Source organism: Serratia entomophila (assembly GCF_021462285.1).
Lineage (GTDB): Bacteria > Pseudomonadota > Gammaproteobacteria > Enterobacterales > Enterobacteriaceae > Serratia > Serratia entomophila.
In genome coordinates this window covers 4,826,722-4,844,118 of record NZ_CP082787.1, presented here as the reverse complement: position 1 = coordinate 4,844,118, position 17,397 = coordinate 4,826,722, and the positions used below count along the sequence as shown (strand labels likewise).

General features: G+C 58.5%; 16 protein-coding genes. 14 read left to right on the top strand and 2 right to left on the bottom strand.

Going from position 1 to position 17,397, the window contains the following annotated elements:
- Nucleotides 1–46 precede the first annotated feature (46 nt).
- From atpG to KHA73_RS23095, 13 genes are all read left to right on the top strand, one after another.
- Nucleotides 47–910 (top strand): F0F1 ATP synthase subunit gamma, encoded by an 864-nt coding sequence (gene atpG, locus KHA73_RS23155; RefSeq protein WP_061800276.1) that lies wholly within the window; start codon nucleotides 47–49, stop codon nucleotides 908–910.
- A 98-nt stretch (nucleotides 911–1,008) separates the two neighbouring features.
- Entirely contained in the window at nucleotides 1,009–2,391 is a 1,383-nt protein-coding gene (atpD, locus tag KHA73_RS23150) for a F0F1 ATP synthase subunit beta (RefSeq protein ID WP_234587046.1), read from the top strand.
- 20 nt (nucleotides 2,392–2,411) lie between these two features.
- Nucleotides 2,412–2,831, top strand: a complete 420-nt coding sequence (locus KHA73_RS23145) for a F0F1 ATP synthase subunit epsilon (protein ID WP_004933814.1) — start codon at nucleotides 2,412–2,414, stop codon at nucleotides 2,829–2,831.
- Between the two features lie 294 nt (nucleotides 2,832–3,125).
- The gene (glmU, locus tag KHA73_RS23140) at nucleotides 3,126–4,496 is read left to right on the top strand and encodes a bifunctional UDP-N-acetylglucosamine diphosphorylase/glucosamine-1-phosphate N-acetyltransferase GlmU (RefSeq protein WP_234587045.1); all 1,371 of its coding nucleotides are present in this window, start codon (nucleotides 3,126–3,128) and stop codon (nucleotides 4,494–4,496) included.
- A 296-nt stretch (nucleotides 4,497–4,792) separates the two neighbouring features.
- On the top strand, nucleotides 4,793–6,622 hold the full coding sequence (glmS, locus tag KHA73_RS23135) for a glutamine--fructose-6-phosphate transaminase (isomerizing) (protein WP_234587043.1): 1,830 nt from the start codon (nucleotides 4,793–4,795) through the stop codon (nucleotides 6,620–6,622).
- Nucleotides 6,623–6,957: 335 nt separating this feature from the next.
- Entirely contained in the window at nucleotides 6,958–7,998 is a 1,041-nt protein-coding gene (gene pstS, locus KHA73_RS23130) for a phosphate ABC transporter substrate-binding protein PstS (RefSeq protein ID WP_234587041.1), read from the top strand.
- 91 nt (nucleotides 7,999–8,089) lie between these two features.
- Complete coding sequence (pstC, locus tag KHA73_RS23125) at nucleotides 8,090–9,046, top strand: phosphate ABC transporter permease PstC (protein ID WP_234587039.1); 957 nt, start codon at nucleotides 8,090–8,092, stop codon at nucleotides 9,044–9,046.
- A 1-nt stretch (nucleotide 9,047) separates the two neighbouring features.
- Nucleotides 9,048–9,938 (top strand): phosphate ABC transporter permease PstA, encoded by an 891-nt coding sequence (pstA, locus tag KHA73_RS23120; RefSeq protein WP_234587038.1) that lies wholly within the window; start codon nucleotides 9,048–9,050, stop codon nucleotides 9,936–9,938.
- Between the two features lie 54 nt (nucleotides 9,939–9,992).
- The gene (gene pstB, locus KHA73_RS23115; protein WP_370671129.1) at nucleotides 9,993–10,763 is read left to right on the top strand and encodes a phosphate ABC transporter ATP-binding protein PstB; all 771 of its coding nucleotides are present in this window, start codon (nucleotides 9,993–9,995) and stop codon (nucleotides 10,761–10,763) included.
- A gap of 11 nt (nucleotides 10,764–10,774) precedes the next feature.
- The gene (phoU, locus tag KHA73_RS23110; protein ID WP_234587037.1) at nucleotides 10,775–11,509 is read left to right on the top strand and encodes a phosphate signaling complex protein PhoU; all 735 of its coding nucleotides are present in this window, start codon (nucleotides 10,775–10,777) and stop codon (nucleotides 11,507–11,509) included.
- Nucleotides 11,510–11,677: 168 nt separating this feature from the next.
- Nucleotides 11,678–12,517 carry an ABC transporter substrate-binding protein gene (locus KHA73_RS23105; protein WP_234587035.1) on the top strand — a complete coding sequence of 280 codons (840 nt, stop codon included), beginning with the start codon at nucleotides 11,678–11,680 and terminating at the stop codon, nucleotides 12,515–12,517.
- A 78-nt stretch (nucleotides 12,518–12,595) separates the two neighbouring features.
- Entirely contained in the window at nucleotides 12,596–13,309 is a 714-nt protein-coding gene (locus KHA73_RS23100) for an amino acid ABC transporter permease (protein WP_234587033.1), read from the top strand.
- A 1-nt stretch (nucleotide 13,310) separates the two neighbouring features.
- Nucleotides 13,311–14,051 (top strand): amino acid ABC transporter permease, encoded by a 741-nt coding sequence (locus KHA73_RS23095; RefSeq protein WP_234587032.1) that lies wholly within the window; start codon nucleotides 13,311–13,313, stop codon nucleotides 14,049–14,051.
- On the opposite strand, the gene yieH is transcribed toward KHA73_RS23095, so the two are convergent.
- Complete coding sequence (yieH, locus tag KHA73_RS23090; RefSeq protein ID WP_234587030.1) at nucleotides 14,048–14,716, bottom strand: 6-phosphogluconate phosphatase; 669 nt, start codon at nucleotides 14,714–14,716, stop codon at nucleotides 14,048–14,050. The genes KHA73_RS23095 and yieH overlap by 4 nt on opposite strands.
- Nucleotides 14,717–14,939: 223 nt before the next feature.
- Between yieH and KHA73_RS23085 the strand changes: the two genes are divergently transcribed.
- Nucleotides 14,940–16,277, top strand: coding sequence for an NCS2 family permease (locus KHA73_RS23085; RefSeq protein WP_234587029.1), 1,338 nt, complete (start codon nucleotides 14,940–14,942; stop codon nucleotides 16,275–16,277).
- A 35-nt stretch (nucleotides 16,278–16,312) separates the two neighbouring features.
- Here the strand turns inward: KHA73_RS23085 and KHA73_RS23080 are convergent, their stop codons facing one another.
- On the bottom strand, nucleotides 16,313–17,365 hold the full coding sequence (locus tag KHA73_RS23080) for a hypothetical protein (protein ID WP_234587028.1): 1,053 nt from the start codon (nucleotides 17,363–17,365) through the stop codon (nucleotides 16,313–16,315).
- Between the last annotated feature and the right edge of the window lie 32 nt (nucleotides 17,366–17,397).

The window sequence follows — 17,397 nt, the reverse complement described above, 5'->3', positions numbered from 1 at the left end:
TGCTGTTGAAAGACAGCAGGCCGTCTGGCACTGAGGAGAAGCAGAGATGGCCGGCGCAAAAGAGATACGTAGTAAGATCGCTAGCGTGCAAAACACGCAAAAGATCACTAAAGCGATGGAAATGGTCGCCGCCTCCAAAATGCGTAAATCGCAGGAACGCATGGCGGCCAGCCGTCCTTATGCAGAAACCATGCGCAAAGTGATTGGTCACCTTGCGTTAGGGAATCTGGAGTACAAGCACCCGTACCTGGATGAGCGTGACGTTAAGCGCGTCGGGTATCTGGTGGTGTCTACTGACCGTGGTCTCTGCGGCGGCTTGAACATCAACCTGTTCAAAAAGCTGCTGGCGGAGATGAAAGGCTGGTCCGAAAAAGGCGTTGAAACCGATTTGGCGCTGATTGGCTCTAAAGCGGCCTCTTTCTTTGGTTCCGTGGGCGGCAACGTGGTTGCCCAGGTGACCGGCATGGGGGATAAACCTTCCCTGTCGGATCTGATCGGGCCGGTGAAAGTGATGCTGCAAGCCTACGACGAAGGTCGTTTGGACAAGCTGTACATTGTCAGCAACAAATTTGTCAATACGATGTCCCAGGAGCCGCAGGTCATTCAGCTGCTGCCGTTACCGCCAGCCGATGACGAAGAGCTGAAGAAAACACCTTGGGATTACCTGTATGAACCCGATCCAAAAGTGCTGCTTGATACCTTGCTGCGCCGTTATGTGGAGTCGCAGGTTTATCAGGGCGTCGTGGAAAACCTGGCCAGCGAGCAGGCCGCACGAATGGTCGCGATGAAAGCCGCAACCGATAACGGCGGTAGCCTGATCAAAGAGCTGCAGTTGGTTTACAACAAGGCTCGTCAGGCCAGCATCACTCAGGAACTCACCGAGATCGTTTCGGGAGCCTCCGCGGTTTAACCAGGTTATTACCCCAAATAGTTCGGATTGCGGGAAGGCGGCCAACGCGCCTGCAGTTTGAAATATGACGGGTAAACGAATTACGTAGAGGATTCAAGATGGCTACTGGAAAGATTATCCAGGTAATCGGCGCCGTGGTGGACGTCGAGTTCCCTCAGGATGCCGTACCAAAAGTGTACGATGCCCTTGAGGTAGAAAACGGTACCGAAAAACTGGTGCTGGAAGTTCAGCAACAGCTGGGCGGTGGCGTCGTTCGCTGTATCGCAATGGGGACCTCTGACGGTCTGCGTCGCGGTCTGAAAGTGAACAACCTGGAACACCCGATTGAAGTGCCGGTGGGTAAAGCTACCCTGGGCCGTATCATGAACGTATTGGGCGAACCAATCGACATGAAAGGCGACATCGGCGAAGAAGAGCGTTGGGCGATCCACCGTCCTGCGCCAAGCTACGAAGAGCTGTCCAACTCCCAGGACCTGCTGGAAACCGGTATCAAGGTAATGGACCTGATTTGTCCGTTCGCCAAGGGCGGTAAAGTCGGTCTGTTCGGTGGTGCGGGCGTGGGCAAAACCGTAAACATGATGGAGCTGATCCGTAACATCGCGATCGAGCACTCCGGTTATTCCGTGTTTGCGGGCGTGGGCGAGCGTACTCGTGAGGGTAACGACTTCTACCACGAAATGAACGATTCCAACGTTCTGGACAAAGTATCCCTGGTTTACGGCCAGATGAACGAGCCGCCGGGTAACCGTCTGCGCGTTGCATTGACCGGTCTGACCATGGCGGAGAAATTCCGTGACGAAGGCCGCGACGTTCTGCTGTTCGTTGACAACATTTACCGTTACACCCTGGCCGGTACCGAAGTGTCCGCACTTCTGGGCCGTATGCCATCCGCGGTAGGTTATCAGCCAACGCTGGCGGAAGAGATGGGCGTTCTGCAAGAACGTATCACCTCGACCAAGACCGGTTCTATCACTTCCGTACAGGCCGTTTACGTTCCTGCGGATGACTTGACTGACCCGTCTCCAGCCACCACCTTTGCGCACTTGGACGCAACCGTGGTACTGAGCCGTAACATCGCCTCTCTGGGTATCTACCCGGCCGTTGACCCGCTGGACTCCACCAGCCGTCAGCTGGATCCGCTGGTGGTTGGCCAGGAGCACTACGACGTAGCGCGTGGCGTGCAGTCTATTCTGCAACGTTACCAGGAGCTGAAAGATATCATCGCCATCCTGGGTATGGACGAGCTGTCTGAAGAAGACAAGCTGGTTGTATCCCGTGCGCGTAAAATCCAACGCTTCCTGTCTCAGCCGTTCTTCGTGGCAGAAGTCTTCACCGGTTCTCCGGGCAAGTTCGTATCGCTGAAAGACACCATCCGTGGTTTCAAAGGCATTATGGACGGCGACTATGACCACCTGCCAGAACAGGCGTTCTACATGGTTGGCGCCATTGAAGAAGCAGTGGAAAAAGCCAAGAAACTGTAACGCCTTGAGAGGAGGGTGATATGGCTATGACTTACCATCTGGATGTAGTCAGCGCGGAAAAACAGATGTTTTCCGGCCTGGTGCAAAAGATCCAGGTGACAGGCAGCGAAGGTGAACTGGGGATCTTCCCTGGCCATGCGCCGCTGCTGACTGCCATCAAGCCTGGCATGGTGCGTATTGTTAAACAGCACGGTGAAGAAGAGTTCATCTACCTGTCCGGCGGTATCCTTGAGGTACAGCCGAGCGTGGTCACCGTGTTGGCGGACACTGCTATCCGTGGAACTGACCTCGACGAAGCGAGAGCGCTGGAAGCTAAGCGTAAAGCTGAAGAACATATTCGCAGCTCTCATGGCGATGTCGACTATGCTCAGGCATCCGCTGAACTGGCGAAAGCGATCGCAAAACTGCGCGTTATCGAGCTCACCAGAAAAGCGATGTAATGTTTGGGTGCTTAGCTGGCACCCAAATTTAAGAAAGCGGCCTATAGGGTCGCTTTTTTTTTACTTTAAAATAACTGTTTCAAACCGGCCGCCATTGTGGTGTATAACCCCCGATATGGCGGGTGAAACGTCGCCGAATGCCGACAGTTTTTTCGCTGCGGCGCAAAATTAGCCGGTTTTGCGGCAAGCCAATGCCCGTGCGGCCTGCGCCCGGTTCGTGCAGAGAAATATGTAGTAATTTCGTCACTAAACGGTTTTACTTTCGTCTATCAAAATGGAGTTATCAGGTTGCTTATGTCGAACAGCGCAATGAGTGTGGTGATCCTCGCCGCGGGCAAGGGAACACGCATGTATTCCGATCTTCCCAAGGTGTTACATCCGTTGGCGGGCAAGCCAATGGTGCAGCACGTCATTGATGCCGCGATGAAACTGGGCGCGCAAAATGTCCATCTGGTGTACGGCCACGGCGGCGATCTGCTGAAAAGCACCCTGTCGGACGGCGCCCTGAACTGGGTGCTGCAGGCGGAGCAGTTGGGCACCGGCCACGCCATGCAGCAGGCTGCGCCGCATTTTGCCGACGACGAAGACGTGCTGATGCTGTACGGCGACGTGCCGCTGATCTCTGTCGATACGCTCACTCGCCTGCTGGCGGCCAAGCCGCAGGGCGGTATCGGCCTGCTGACGGTAAAACTGGACGACCCAAGCGGCTACGGCCGCATCGTGCGTGAAAACGGCGAGGTGGTGGGCATCGTCGAGCACAAGGATGCCAGCGAAGCGCAGCGCCAGATTAACGAAATCAACACCGGCATCCTGGTGGCCAATGGGCGTGACCTTAAACGCTGGCTGGGGATGCTGAACAACGACAATGCACAGGGTGAGTACTACATCACCGACATCATCGCCCTGGCCCATGCCGACGGCAAAAAGATTGAGGCGGTGCACCCGGCGCGCCTGAGCGAAGTGGAAGGCGTCAACAACCGCCTGCAGCTGGCGACGCTTGAGCGCGTGTATCAGTCGGAACAGTCTCAAAAGCTGCTGCTGGCCGGCGTTATGCTGCTGGATCCGGCGCGTTTCGACCTGCGCGGGGAACTTGTCCACGGCCGCGACATCTCTATTGATGCCAACGTCATTATCGAAGGCCGCGTCAAGCTGGGTGACCGGGTGAAAATCGGCGCCGGCTGCGTCATCAAGAACTGCATTATCGGCGACGACTGCGAGATCAGCCCATACAGCGTGCTGGAAGACGCAGTGCTGGAGGCCGCCTGCACCGTCGGGCCTTTCGCTCGTCTGCGCCCCGGCGCCGAACTGGCGGCCGGCGCACACGTCGGCAACTTCGTGGAAATGAAAAAGGCGCGCCTCGGCAAAGGTTCGAAAGCCGGCCACCTGAGCTATCTGGGCGATGCCGAGATTGGCGACGACGTGAATATCGGCGCCGGCACCATCACCTGCAACTACGATGGCGCCAATAAGCACAAGACCATTATCGGCGACGGCGTGTTCGTCGGTTCCGATACCCAGCTGGTGGCGCCGGTGTCGGTCGGCAAAGGCTCCACCATCGCCGCCGGCACTACGGTCACCCGTGATATCGGCGACGATGAGCTGGTGCTGAGCCGCGTCAAGCAGGTGCATATCCAGGGCTGGCAGCGCCCGGTGAAGAAGAAATAGGAGGCGCCCTTCATATTTCGAACTGCAGCGTTGTTGGCTTCATGCCAGAACCCCAGTCACTTACTTGAGTAAGCTCCTGGGGATTCTGACATTTGCCGCCTAGCTGCAGCCCGAAATCTATTGGGCGGTAGTAGGTAGTATAAGAGTATGTTTTATATTGCGCTCCAATGCAGAGCCCAATACAAAACATAATAACCCCACCATCTACAGGCTCGGGGCCGCACGGTAAAAACCGGCGAAAATCAGGTCAGGACATCGAAAGCGCCCCGAAAGGCGTTTAATTAGGAATACAACTGATGTGTGGAATTGTAGGCGCAGTAGCGCAACGTGATATTGCAGAAATTCTGTTGGAAGGTTTACGCCGCCTCGAGTACCGGGGTTACGACTCCGCCGGTTTGGCGGTGGTTGATGCCGAAGGCAACGTCAGTCGCCTGCGCCGCGTAGGCAAGGTGAATGCGCTTTCCGAAGCTGCGGAGCAGCATGAACTGCACGGCGGCACCGGTATCGCCCATACCCGCTGGGCGACCCACGGCGAACCGACCGAAGCGAATGCGCACCCGCATGTTTCTGATTACATTACCGTGGTGCATAACGGCATCATCGAAAACCACGAGCCGCTGCGCGAGCTGTTGATCGAGCGCGGTTACCGTTTCAGCTCGGAAACCGACACCGAAGTGATTGCTCACCTGGTGCACTGGGAGCAAAAGCAGGGCGGCACGCTGTTGGAAGTGGTTCAGCGGGTGATCCCGCAGCTGCGCGGCGCCTACGGCACCGTGGTGATGGACAGCCGCGATCCCAACGTGCTGGTGGCTGCGCGTTCCGGCAGCCCGCTGGTGATTGGCCGCGGCGTCGGTGAAAACTTTATCGCCTCCGATCAGCTGGCGCTGCTGCCGGTGACCCGTCGCTTTATCTTCCTGGAAGAAGGCGACGTGGTGGAAGTGACCCGCCGTTCCGTCAGCATCTTCGATAAGCAGGGCACCCCGGTTGAGCGCCCTGAGATCGAATCTCAGGTGCAATACGACGCCGGCGACAAGGGCGCATATCGCCACTACATGCAAAAAGAGATCTACGAGCAGCCGCTGGCGCTGAAAAACACCCTGGAAGGGCGTTTCAGCCATGGCCAAATCAACCTGAGCGAGCTGGGCCCGCGTGCCGACGAACTGCTGGCGAAGGTACAGCACGTGCAGATTATCGCCTGCGGCACCTCTTATCACTCCGGCATGGTGGCGCGCTACTGGTTCGAAGCGCTGGCCGGTGTGCCTTGCGACGTCGAAATCGCCTCCGAATTCCGCTACCGCAAATCGGCGGTGCGCCCGGGCAGCCTGATCATCACGCTGTCTCAGTCTGGCGAAACCGCCGATACCCTGGCGGCGCTGCGCCTGTCCAAAGAGCTGGGCTACCTGGGGTCGCTGGCGGTGTGCAACGTTGCCGGTTCTTCGCTGGTGCGTGAATCCGATTTGGCGCTGATGACCAAGGCCGGCACCGAAATCGGCGTAGCCTCCACCAAGGCGTTCACCACCCAGCTGGCGGTATTGCTGATGCTGGTGGCGCGGTTGGGCCGCCTGAAGGGCATGGCGGAAAGCGTAGAGCACGATATCGTGCACGCGCTGCAGGCATTGCCGGCGCGCATCGAGCAGATGCTGTCGATGGACAAAAACATCGAAGCGCTGGCGGAAGGTTTCTCCGACAAGCATCACGCGCTGTTCCTCGGCCGCGGCGATCAGTACCCAATCGCCATGGAAGGGGCGCTGAAGCTGAAAGAGATCTCCTACATTCACGCCGAAGCCTATGCGGCGGGCGAGCTGAAACACGGCCCGCTGGCGCTGATCGATGCCGATATGCCGGTGATCGTGGTGGCGCCGAACAACGAACTGCTGGAGAAGCTGAAGTCGAATATTGAAGAGGTGCGCGCGCGCGGCGGCCAGCTGTACGTGTTCGCCGATCAGGACGCCGGTTTCGTCAGCAGCGAAGGCATGACCATCATCCCATTGCCGCACGTTGAAGAGATCGTGGCCCCTATCTTCTATACCGTGCCGTTGCAGCTGCTGTCTTACCACGTGGCGCTGATCAAAGGCACCGACGTTGACCAGCCGCGCAACCTGGCGAAGTCTGTCACCGTAGAGTAATTTCTTTCAGGCATCATCGAAAAGCCGGCCGCTGCGCCGGCTTTTTTCATGGCGGTAACAACAACGACGCTGAAGCGGCATTTTGGATAAAAGTTGTCATATTCAAGCGGATAGGCAGGGTGAAAACGGTTTTTTTATTGATTAATAATTGAGGTGTTTTGTATTTAAAGTGCTGATTTCTATAGTGAGTTAACCTGGCCTGGTTGAGTGTAATATAACTGTCATATTGCGTACATTTTTCTGTCACCAAACTGTCCTATTTTCCCTCCTGCAGCAATACTTACTCTGATTAAAACGACTCAAAGTCGATTTTAAATATCCCATTAGGAGGGATTATGAAACTGATGCGTACCACCGTCGCCAGTATTGTGGCAGCGACTTTCTCCCTGACCGCCGTGTCCGCGTTCGCTGCTGCCAGCCTGACCGGTGCAGGTGCGACATTCCCCGCTCCGGTTTACGCCAAGTGGGCAGATTCTTATCAGAAAGAAACCGGCAACAAAGTTAACTATCAGGGGATCGGCTCCTCTGGCGGCGTGAAGCAGATCGTTGCCAACACCGTTGACTTTGGCGCCTCCGATGCCCCGCTGTCTGACGACAAGCTGGCGGCTGACGGCCTGTTCCAATTCCCGACCGTGATCGGCGGCGTGGTGCTGGCGGTCAATATTCCTGGCATCAAATCCGGCGAACTGACCCTGGACGGTAAAACCCTGGGCGATATCTACCTGGGCAACGTGAAGAAGTGGAATGACCCGGCGATCGCCAAGCTGAACCCGGGCGTGAAGCTGCCGGATCAAAACATCGCCGTGGTGCGCCGCGCTGACGGTTCGGGCACCTCGTTCGTGTTCACCAGCTACCTGACCAAAGCCAACGCGCAGTGGAAAGAGAAAATCGGCGCCGGCTCCACCGTTAACTGGCCAACCGGCCTGGGCGGCAAGGGCAACGACGGCATCGCCGCCTTCGTACAGCGTCTGCCGGGCTCCATCGGCTACGTTGAGTACGCCTACGCCAAGCAGAACAACCTGGCCTACACCAAGCTTATCTCCGCAGACGGCAAGCCGGTGAGCCCGACCGAAGAGAGCTTCAGCAACGCCGCCAAAGGCGTGGACTGGAGCAAGACCTTCGCTCAGGACCTGACCAACCAGAAAGGTGAGAACGCGTGGCCTATCACCTCCACCACTTTCATCCTGGTGCACAAAGAGCAGAAGAACCCTGCTCAGGGCGCCGAAGTGCTGAAGTTCTTCGACTGGGCGTACAAAACCGGCGCCAAACAGGCTAACGACCTGGATTACGCTTCCCTGCCGAACGAAGTGGTTGAGCAGGTGCGCGCAGCATGGAAAACCAACGTAAAAGACAGTTCCGGTAAAGCGCTGTACTAACAACGCAGGGGCGCGGGACTCACCGCGCCCCACTCAGTTTTTCTGGGCCCAACCCATTTGGGTCTGCCAGGGTTCAAACAGAGAGTAATCTATGGCTGAGTACAAGCCGACCATTAAAGCACCAGGTAAAAATGGTGACCTCATCTTCAGCGCGCTGGTTCGACTGGCTGCGTTGATTACCCTATTGTTGCTGGGCGGCATTATTGTTTCGCTGATCTTCGCCTCCTGGCCAAGCATGCAAAAATTCGGCTTCGCCTTCCTGTGGACCAAAGAGTGGGATGCGCCGGCCGAGCAGTTCGGTGCGCTGGTGCCTATCTACGGCACCGTGGTTACCTCGCTGATTGCGCTGATTATCGCCGTGCCGGTGAGCTTCGGCATCGCGCTGTTCCTGACCGAACTGGCGCCAAACTGGCTGAAGCGCCCGCTGGGCATCGCCATTGAGCTGCTGGCGGCGATCCCGAGCATCGTTTACGGCATGTGGGGCCTGTTCGTGTTCGCCCCGCTGTTCGCCGAGTATTTCCAGACGCCGGTCGGCGAGGTGCTGTCCGGCATCCCGATCGTCGGTGAGCTGTTCTCCGGCCCGGCTTTCGGCATCGGCATTCTGGCCGCCGGGGTGATCCTGGCCATTATGATCATTCCTTACATCGCCGCGGTGATGCGCGACGTGTTCGAACAGACCCCGGTGATGATGAAAGAGTCGGCCTACGGTATCGGCTGCACCACCTGGGAAGTTATCTGGCGCATCGTGCTGCCCTTTACCAAGAACGGCGTGATAGGCGGCGTGATGCTGGGCCTGGGGCGCGCGCTGGGGGAAACCATGGCGGTGACCTTCATCATCGGCAACACCTACCAACTCGACAGCGCTTCGCTGTATATGCCGGGCAACAGCATTACCTCGGCGCTGGCCAACGAATTCGCCGAAGCCGAATCCGGCGTGCATACCGCCGCGCTGATGGAGCTGGGCCTGATTCTGTTTGTGATTACCTTTATCGTCCTGGCGCTGTCGAAGTTGATGATCATGCGTCTGGCCAAGAACGAGGGCCGCTAAGGTGACGACGATGGATATGCAAAACAACGTAGCGCTGGCGGAAAGCCGTCGCAAAATGCAGGCCTGGCGCCGGCAGAAGAACCGCCTGGCGCTGTTTCTGTCGATGGCGACCATGGTGTTTGGCCTGTTCTGGCTGGTGTGGATCCTGTTCTCCACCGTAACCAAAGGCGTCGACGGCATGTCGCTGGCGCTGTTCACCGAAATGACCCCGCCGCCGAACACCGCGGGCGGCGGCCTGGCCAACGCCATCGCCGGCAGCGGCCTGTTGATCCTGTGGGCGACGATATTCGGCACGCCGCTGGGCATCATGGCCGGCATCTACCTGGCGGAATATGGCCGCAAATCCTGGCTGGCGGAAGTCATCCGGTTTATCAACGATATTCTGCTGTCTGCGCCGTCGATCGTGGTGGGGCTGTTCGTCTACACCATCGTGGTGGCGAAGATGGAGCACTTCTCCGGCTGGGCCGGCATTATCGCGCTGGCGCTGCTGCAGGTGCCTATCGTTATCCGCACCACCGAGAACATGCTGAAGCTGGTGCCGGATACGCTGCGTGAAGCCGCCTATGCGCTGGGCACGCCGAAATGGCGCATGATCTCCGCCATCACGCTGAAAGCCTCGGTATCCGGCATCATTACCGGCGTGCTGCTGGCGATTGCGCGCATCGCCGGGGAAACCGCTCCGCTGCTGTTCACCTCGCTGTCGAATCAGTTCTGGAGCACCGACCTGATGCAGCCGATCGCCAACCTGCCGGTGACCATCTTCAAATTCGCCATGAGCCCGTTCGCCGAATGGCAGCAGCTGGCCTGGGCCGGGGTGCTGTTGATCACCCTGTGCGTACTGTTACTGAATATTCTGGCGCGTGTGATTTTCGCCAAGAAAAAGCATTCATAAAATGTTGAGCGCTGCCGTGGCGGCGCTGATGAAAAGAGAGAAGTCTTGATGAGTATGGTTACTGACGCTTCCAGCAGCAAAATTCAGGTACGCGATCTGAACTTCTACTATGGCAAATTCCATGCGCTGAAGAACATCACGCTGGATATCGCCAAGAACAAGGTCACCGCGTTTATCGGGCCATCCGGCTGCGGCAAGTCCACCCTGCTGCGCACCTTCAACAAGATGTATCAGCTGTACCCAGAGCAGCGCGCGGAAGGCGGCATTCTGCTGGACGGCCAGAACATCCTGACCGATAACCAGGATATCGCCCTGCTGCGCGCCAAGGTCGGCATGGTGTTCCAGAAGCCGACGCCGTTCCCGATGTCTATTTACGACAACATCGCCTTCGGCGTTCGCCTGTTTGAAAAGCTGTCGCGCGCCGATATGGACGAGCGCGTGCAGTGGGCGCTGACCAAGGCGGCGTTGTGGAACGAAACCAAGGACAAGCTGCACCAGAGCGGTTACAGCCTGTCCGGCGGCCAACAGCAGCGCCTGTGCATCGCCCGCGGCATCGCCATTCGCCCGGACGTGCTGCTGCTGGATGAGCCGTGCTCGGCGCTGGATCCGATCTCCACCGGTAAGATTGAAGAGCTGATCAGCGAGTTGAAGTCCGATTACACCGTGGTGATCGTGACTCACAATATGCAGCAGGCGGCGCGTTGTTCGGACTCCACCGCATTTATGTATCTGGGCGAACTGATCGAGTTCAGTGATACTGATAACCTGTTCACTGCGCCGCAGAAAAAGCAGACTGAAGATTACATCACTGGCCGTTATGGTTGATAGGACGCATCATGGATAACCTGAACTTAAATAAACACATTTCCGGCCAGTTCAACGCAGAGCTCGAACATATCCGCACCCAGGTGCTGACCATGGGCGGGCTGGTGGAACAGCAACTGACCGACGCCATCACCGCCATGCATAACCAGGACGGCGAGTTGGCCAAGCGCGTGATCGAAGGCGACGCCAAGGTCAACATGATGGAAGTGGCGATCGACGAAGCCTGCGTGCGCATCATCGCCAAACGCCAGCCGACCGCCAGCGATCTGCGCCTGGTCATGGCGATCATCAAGACCATTTCCGAGCTGGAGCGCATCGGCGACGTGGCGGATAAGATCTGTCGCACTGCGCTGGAGAAGTTTTCGCACCAGCACCAGCCGCTGCTGGTGAGCCTGGAGTCGCTGGGCCGCCACACCGTGCAGATGCTGCATGACGTGCTGGACGCCTTTGCGCGTATGGATCTGGACGAGGCAATCCGTATTTATCGCGAAGATAAAAAGGTCGACCAGGAATATGAAGGCATCGTGCGCCAGCTGATGACTTACATGATGGAAGATTCGCGCACCATTCCGAGCGTGCTGACCGCGCTGTTCTGCGCCCGTTCGATCGAGCGTATCGGCGACCGCTGCCAGAACATCTGCGAATTTATCTTCTACTTCGTTAAAGGCCAGGATTTCCGCCATATCGGCGGCGACGCGCTGGAAAAGCTGCTGTCTTCCGACGGCAAGGGCGAAGAAAAAGCCTAATCCTCCCCGGGCGTTGTCCTCTGAAGGCGCAGTATTCTGCGCCTTTATTCCATCTGAAACGCCTAAAGATATAAAGGTTATAAATATAGCTTTTTATATTATTTCCTGACCTATGTGGCTCTTGCTAGCTTATCAGCCAGCAGGACATCAACCACTTAGGAGCTGTTTATGAAACATCGCGCTTTGGCCTTAACCCTGTTAGCCAGCCTGACCGGCCTCGCCGCCGGCGCCGCGCACGCGGACAAACTCGACGATATCAAGCAAGCCGGCGTAGTGCGCATCGCGGTGTTCGACAGCAATCCGCCGTTTGGTTATATCGATCCGCAAAGTAAAAAGCTGGTGGGCTACGACGTTGACGTCGCGGAGGCTATCGGCAAGGCGTTGGGCGTGAAGGTAGAACTGCGCGCCACCAACCCGGCCAACCGCATTCCGCTGCTGGTGTCGAAGAAGGTCGATCTGATCGCCGCCAACTTCACCATTACCGACGAGCGCGCCAAGGAAGTGAACTTCAGCGTGCCGTATTTCGCTACCGGCCAGAAATTTATCGCCCATAAGGGCGTGCTGAAAACCCCGGAAGACATCAAAAAGCTGCGCATCGGCGCGGACAAGGGCACGGTGCAGGAGATCACGCTGCGCGAACACTACCCGACGGCGAAGGTGATCTCTTACGACGACACCCCGCTGGCGTTTGTGGCGCTGCGCAACGGCAACGTGCAGGCGATCACTCAGGACGACGCCAAGCTGGTGGGCCTGCTCGGCAACCTGCCGGCGGCGCAGAAGGCGGACTTCGAGATCTCGCCGTTCAGCATCACCAAAGAATATCAGGGGGTGGGGATCCCGAAAGGCGAAGATCGTCTGACCGCCACCATCAACGACACGCTGGTCAAGCTTGAAAAAGACGGTGAAGCGGTGAAGATCTACGATCGCTGGTTCGGCCCGGAAACCAAATCGGCCCAGCCGCGCGGCGACTTCAAGATCGCGCCTTTGGATCAACAGCCCAAGGCCTGATTACCGGCAGGCTGACAGGTGAGAGTAGGGGCGCAGCTTGCTGCGCCCCTGACGCATTTTGCAAGACAAGGAATGACCATGAATCTGGACTGGCTGTTGGCGCCGCAATACCTGAGCTGGCTGTGGCAAGGGTTTTTGCTGACGCTATGGCTCTCCGCCTGTGCGGGCCTGGCGGCTACGCTGCTCGGTTTCCTGCTGGCGGCGATGCGCGACAGCGGCCTGCGCCCGTTGCGCTGGCTGGCGGTGGCCTACAGTTCGCTATTTCGCAATACGCCGCTGCTGGTACAGCTGTTTTTCTGGTATTTCGCCGCGGGGCAGATCCTGCCTGCCGGCGCCATGCAGTGGCTGAACGCCTCGCACCACATCGGCCCGCTTGAGTGGCCGTCGTTTGAGTTTCTTGCCGGCTTCTTCGGCCTGACGCTGTATTCCACCGCCTTTATCGCCGAAGAGATCCGCTCCGGCATCCGCGGCGTCGCCAGCGGGCAAAAATACGCCGCCAACGCGCTGGGGCTGACCGGCTGGCAGGCGATGCGCTATGTGGTGCTGCCGCAGGCGTTGAAAATCGCCTTGCCACCGCTGCTGGGGCAGTACATGAACGTGATAAAGAATTCGTCGCTGACCATGGCGATCGGCGTCGCCGAGCTGTCGTATGCGTCGCGCCAGGTGGAAACCGAAACCCTGCGCACCTTCCAGGCGTTCGGCGTCGCCACGGTGCTGTACATCGCCATCATTGCGCTGCTGGAAGGCTGGGGCATGTGGCGCCAGCAGCGCAAGCCGCTGAGGGGGCATTAAGATGGATTTCAGCGTAATTTACGACAACCTGGGCTATCTGCTGTGGGGCACCTGGCCGGATGGCCCTTTGGGCGGCGCGGCGCTGACGCTGGCGATCAGCCTGATGGCCGGCGTGGCCTCGGCCATTCTCGGCACGCTGCTCGGCGTGGCGTTGGCGATGTCGCGCGGCGTGGCGGCCGGTTTGCTGGCTGCGGGGCTGGGATTTTTTCGCGCCATTCCGGTGATCATGCTGATTTTTTGGACCTATTTCCTGCTACCCATCGTATTTGGCGTCGATATACCGGAAATTACCACCGTGGTGTGCGCGCTGGCGCTGATCGCCTCGGCCTATCTGGCCCATGCGGTGAAGGCCGGCATCGCCGCTATCGGCCCCGGGCAGTGGCAGGCCGGCTTGTCGCTGGGGCTGACCCGTTGGCAAACGTTGCGCATGATAGTGCTGCCGCAGGCGCTGCGCATGATGGTGCCGTCGTTCATCAATCAGTGGATCTCCCTGATCAAGGATACCTCTCTGGCTTATATCGTCGGCGTCGGCGAGCTGACCTTCCTGGCGACCCAGGTCAACAATCGCAGCATGGTGTATCCGATGGAAATGTTTTTGTTCGTCGCGCTGGTGTACTTCATTTTCTGTTTGGCGCTCGATCTGCTGGCCAATGCGGTCAACCGCCGCTTCAGCGCGCAAACCCGGGCGCTGAAGCGGTCCTGGCGCTGGTGGCGCAACAAGCCGCCGCTGCCGGCCAGCTAATCGCGGGTGAGTTGCCAGCCGCGTTCGCGCCACAGCGCGGGCAGCTGGCTCAAATCGTCGAAGGGGGTTACCAGCGGGTGGTCTATCGGCGGATTGTGCGGATCGGCGCAGAAGTAAAACACCGGGATGCCGGCGGCGATGCCGGCCTGGGCGCCGGCAGGGGAGTCGTCCACCAGAATGCAGCGATCCACCGGCACCCGCATCTTTTCCGCCGCGTGAAATACGATGGCCGGATCCGGTTTCCAGCGTTGGATGTCATAGCCGCTGAACAACCGGTCATCAAAATAGGGCAACATGCCGGTCAGGCCAAGCGAGTGCTGCATCTTGCTGACCGGTCCGTTGGAAACGGTGCAGATAGGCGCAGTCACCTGCGCCAGCAGGTTGCGGGCACCGGGGATCTCCTGCAGCTCGCTGTCGAACAGCCGCGCCACTTCCTGGCGGTACAGCGGCTCCAGCTCTTCTTTCTCCAGCGCAACGCCGTGTTCGGCGTTGACCCGATCGATAATCTCGTACAGCTTCACCCCTTTGTACTTCTTGAACACCTCTTCCAGCGGCAGCTGAATGCCATAGTGGGCGAACATATGCACATAGGCCTTGCTGCACAGCACTTCGCTGTCCACCAGCGTGCCGTCGCAATCAAATAAAATGCAGTCGATCTGATCCATCGGGATAAGGGTCCTTGGTTAAAGGGGAGATACCCCACTTTAACCCCATCGGGCAGGATTGCGACTCCTGAATCCTGGTTTTCCGATGAATATCAGCAAATACAACCTGTTGGGGTTTATAGCCGTAAAGACGGCGAAAAAAACCTGTGAGCGGCGTCAAAAGCCTGACTTTTTGTTATAGGATAGCCGGCGACTGTCCATTCCTCTCTTCGGAATTCTGATAATGACCAAACCAGTATCTGGCCTTGCCGCAGAGCAAGGCTTGCTTGGGCGCGTGTTTAAACTCAAGCAGCATGGAACCACGGCGCGTACGGAAACGATTGCCGGTATCACCACTTTCCTGACCATGGTGTATATCGTGTTCGTTAACCCCCAAATCCTGGGCGCGGCGGGCATGGATACGCAGGCGGTGTTTGTGACAACCTGCCTGATCGCCGCCTTCGGCAGCATTTTCATGGGCCTGCTGGCGAATCTGCCGGTGGCGCTGGCGCCGGCGATGGGTCTGAACGCCTTCTTCGCCTTCGTGGTGGTCGGGGCGATGGGCATTTCCTGGCAGGTGGGGATGGGCGCGATCTTCTGGGGTGCCGTCGGCCTGCTGCTGCTGACCATTTTCCGCATTCGCTACTGGATGATAGCCAATATCCCGGTCAGCCTGCGGATCGGCATCACCAGCGGCATCGGCCTGTTCATCGGCATGATGGGGCTGAAGAATGCCGGCATCGTAGTGGCCAACCCGGATACGCTGGTGACCATCGGCAGCCTGACGTCGCACAACGTGCTGCTGGGCGCGCTCGGCTTCTTTATCATTGCGGTGCTGTCTTCGCGCAATTTCCATGCGGCGGTGCTGGTTTCCATCGTGGTGACCACCCTGATCGGCTGGGCGCTGGGCGACGTAAAATACGGCGGCGTGTTCTCCATGCCGCCGAGCATCACCTCGGTGGTGGGCCAGGTCGATCTGGCCGGCGCGCTGAACCTTGGCCTGGCCGGGGTGATCTTCTCCTTCATGCTGGTTAACCTGTTCGACTCTTCCGGCACGCTGATCGGCGTGACCGATAAGGCCGGCCTGACCGACGAGACCGGCAAGTTCCCGCGCATGAAGCAGGCGCTGTACGTCGACAGCATCAGCTCGGTGGCCGGCTCGCTGGCGGGCACCTCTTCCGTTACCGCCTACATCGAAAGCTCGTCCGGCGTGGCCGTTGGCGGCCGCACCGGCCTGACCGCCGTAGTGACCGGCCTTCTGTTCCTGCTGGTTATCTTCCTGTCGCCGCTGGCGGGCATGGTGCCTGCCTATGCCGCCGCTGGCGCGCTGATCTACGTGGGGGTGCTGATGACCTCCAGCCTGGCGCGGGTGAAGTGGGACGACCTGACCGAAGCGGTGCCGGCGTTTGTCACCGCGGTGATGATGCCGTTCAGCTTCTCGATCACCGAAGGCATCGCGCTCGGCTTTATCTCTTACTGCGTGATGAAGCTCGGCACCGGCCGCTGGCGCGAGATAGGCCCTTGCGTGATCGTGGTGGCGCTGCTGTTCGTGCTGAAAATCGTCTTCGTAGACGGCCATTGATGCAAACGGGGCCGACGTTGGTCGGCCCCGCTGCTTTATGCTCCCGGCGTCGCGTCCGGCGCCTGATTCAACACCCACTGCAACGGACGTTTGAAACGCGCCTGCCAACTGCCGGCGGCGTCCTCTCCCTGGGCGAAATGCAGCGTCTGTACCTGATTCTCCTCACCGAATAAATTGGCGAAGTGCAGCGCCAGCGCCCGATCGCTGAAGTTTTGCCGATCGTAATACGCCACCACCATACGTTTGCGCGCCGCCAGCGACTGCTGCGCCGGTTTGATGCCGCCGTTGGGGGCGATCAGCAAGCCGCCGGCGTAGTGCTGCGGGTATTTGGCGATCAGGTTGGCGGCGTGCAGCGCGCCCTGCCCGCGCGCGCTGAGGTAAACCCGCTGCGTATTCAGCTTCAGCTGCGGCGCCAGTTGCTGAACCGCACGCTGAATGGCGCTATGGGTGCTTTCGTCACTGTAGTTAGACCAACGGAAGCTGTTTTCCGATAGCATTTGCGTACCGTTAAGCTCGATATAGGCCACGCCCATCTCGCCAAACAGCAGCCGCTCTTGCGGGCTGATGGTGGCGGCTTTGCCGTAGGTGTGTAGAAATACCACCGTCGGCCAGCCCTCCTGCGGCGGGGGGCCGTCGGGCAGAGCAACGCTTGCCTTGCCTTCGAACTGATGGGCGTGTTGCTGATAGCGGGCCTTGGTGGCGGCGAGGATCGACTGATAGGCTGCGCCGTGCTGGATGCTGTTGAAAGCCTCGTCCTCCAGCAGATTGTAGTAGTACCACAGCCCGCGCTTGGCGCTTAGCTGCAGATAGCGTTCCGCCAGTTCAGTTTGCCCTTTTTCCGCCGAGGAGGCGGCCAGCTGATAGGGCGCCCAGACGTTGCGGCCGTCTTCGCGCATCAGCGTCAGGTACAGCGACATGGCTTCGATCTTTTTATCTTCCTGACTTTGGGCGGAACGCGGCCGCTGGGCGTTCAGCGGGCTGTGTGCGGGCAGTTCCACCGGCACTTCTCCGGCCGGATAGCGCATTTCTGCGGCGAATGAGGGGCTGGTGATGAAAGTGAAAAATATCGTTAAAATAAAAAAACGCATAATGGTATAACTTTGATTTTTTAATGAATTAA

What these genes read in the sequence shown, in the direction of transcription:
- glmU (WP_234587045.1), top strand. Translation starts at nt 3,126, where the DNA reads ATGTCGAACAGCGCAATGAGTGTGGTGATCCTCGCCGCGGGCAAGGGA.
- pstB (WP_370671129.1), top strand. Translation starts at nt 9,993, where the DNA reads ATGGTTACTGACGCTTCCAGCAGCAAAATTCAGGTACGCGATCTGAAC.
- KHA73_RS23080 (WP_234587028.1), bottom strand. Translation starts at nt 17,365, where the DNA reads ATGCGTTTTTTTATTTTAACGATATTTTTCACTTTCATCACCAGCCCC.
- KHA73_RS23085 (WP_234587029.1), top strand. Translation starts at nt 14,940, where the DNA reads ATGACCAAACCAGTATCTGGCCTTGCCGCAGAGCAAGGCTTGCTTGGG.
- KHA73_RS23100 (WP_234587033.1), top strand. Translation starts at nt 12,596, where the DNA reads ATGAATCTGGACTGGCTGTTGGCGCCGCAATACCTGAGCTGGCTGTGG.
- glmS (WP_234587043.1), top strand. Translation starts at nt 4,793, where the DNA reads ATGTGTGGAATTGTAGGCGCAGTAGCGCAACGTGATATTGCAGAAATT.
- atpG (WP_061800276.1), top strand. Translation starts at nt 47, where the DNA reads ATGGCCGGCGCAAAAGAGATACGTAGTAAGATCGCTAGCGTGCAAAAC.
- atpD (WP_234587046.1), top strand. Translation starts at nt 1,009, where the DNA reads ATGGCTACTGGAAAGATTATCCAGGTAATCGGCGCCGTGGTGGACGTC.
- pstS (WP_234587041.1), top strand. Translation starts at nt 6,958, where the DNA reads ATGAAACTGATGCGTACCACCGTCGCCAGTATTGTGGCAGCGACTTTC.
- phoU (WP_234587037.1), top strand. Translation starts at nt 10,775, where the DNA reads ATGGATAACCTGAACTTAAATAAACACATTTCCGGCCAGTTCAACGCA.
- KHA73_RS23095 (WP_234587032.1), top strand. Translation starts at nt 13,311, where the DNA reads ATGGATTTCAGCGTAATTTACGACAACCTGGGCTATCTGCTGTGGGGC.
- KHA73_RS23105 (WP_234587035.1), top strand. Translation starts at nt 11,678, where the DNA reads ATGAAACATCGCGCTTTGGCCTTAACCCTGTTAGCCAGCCTGACCGGC.
- yieH (WP_234587030.1), bottom strand. Translation starts at nt 14,716, where the DNA reads ATGGATCAGATCGACTGCATTTTATTTGATTGCGACGGCACGCTGGTG.
- KHA73_RS23145 (WP_004933814.1), top strand. Translation starts at nt 2,412, where the DNA reads ATGGCTATGACTTACCATCTGGATGTAGTCAGCGCGGAAAAACAGATG.
- pstC (WP_234587039.1), top strand. Translation starts at nt 8,090, where the DNA reads ATGGCTGAGTACAAGCCGACCATTAAAGCACCAGGTAAAAATGGTGAC.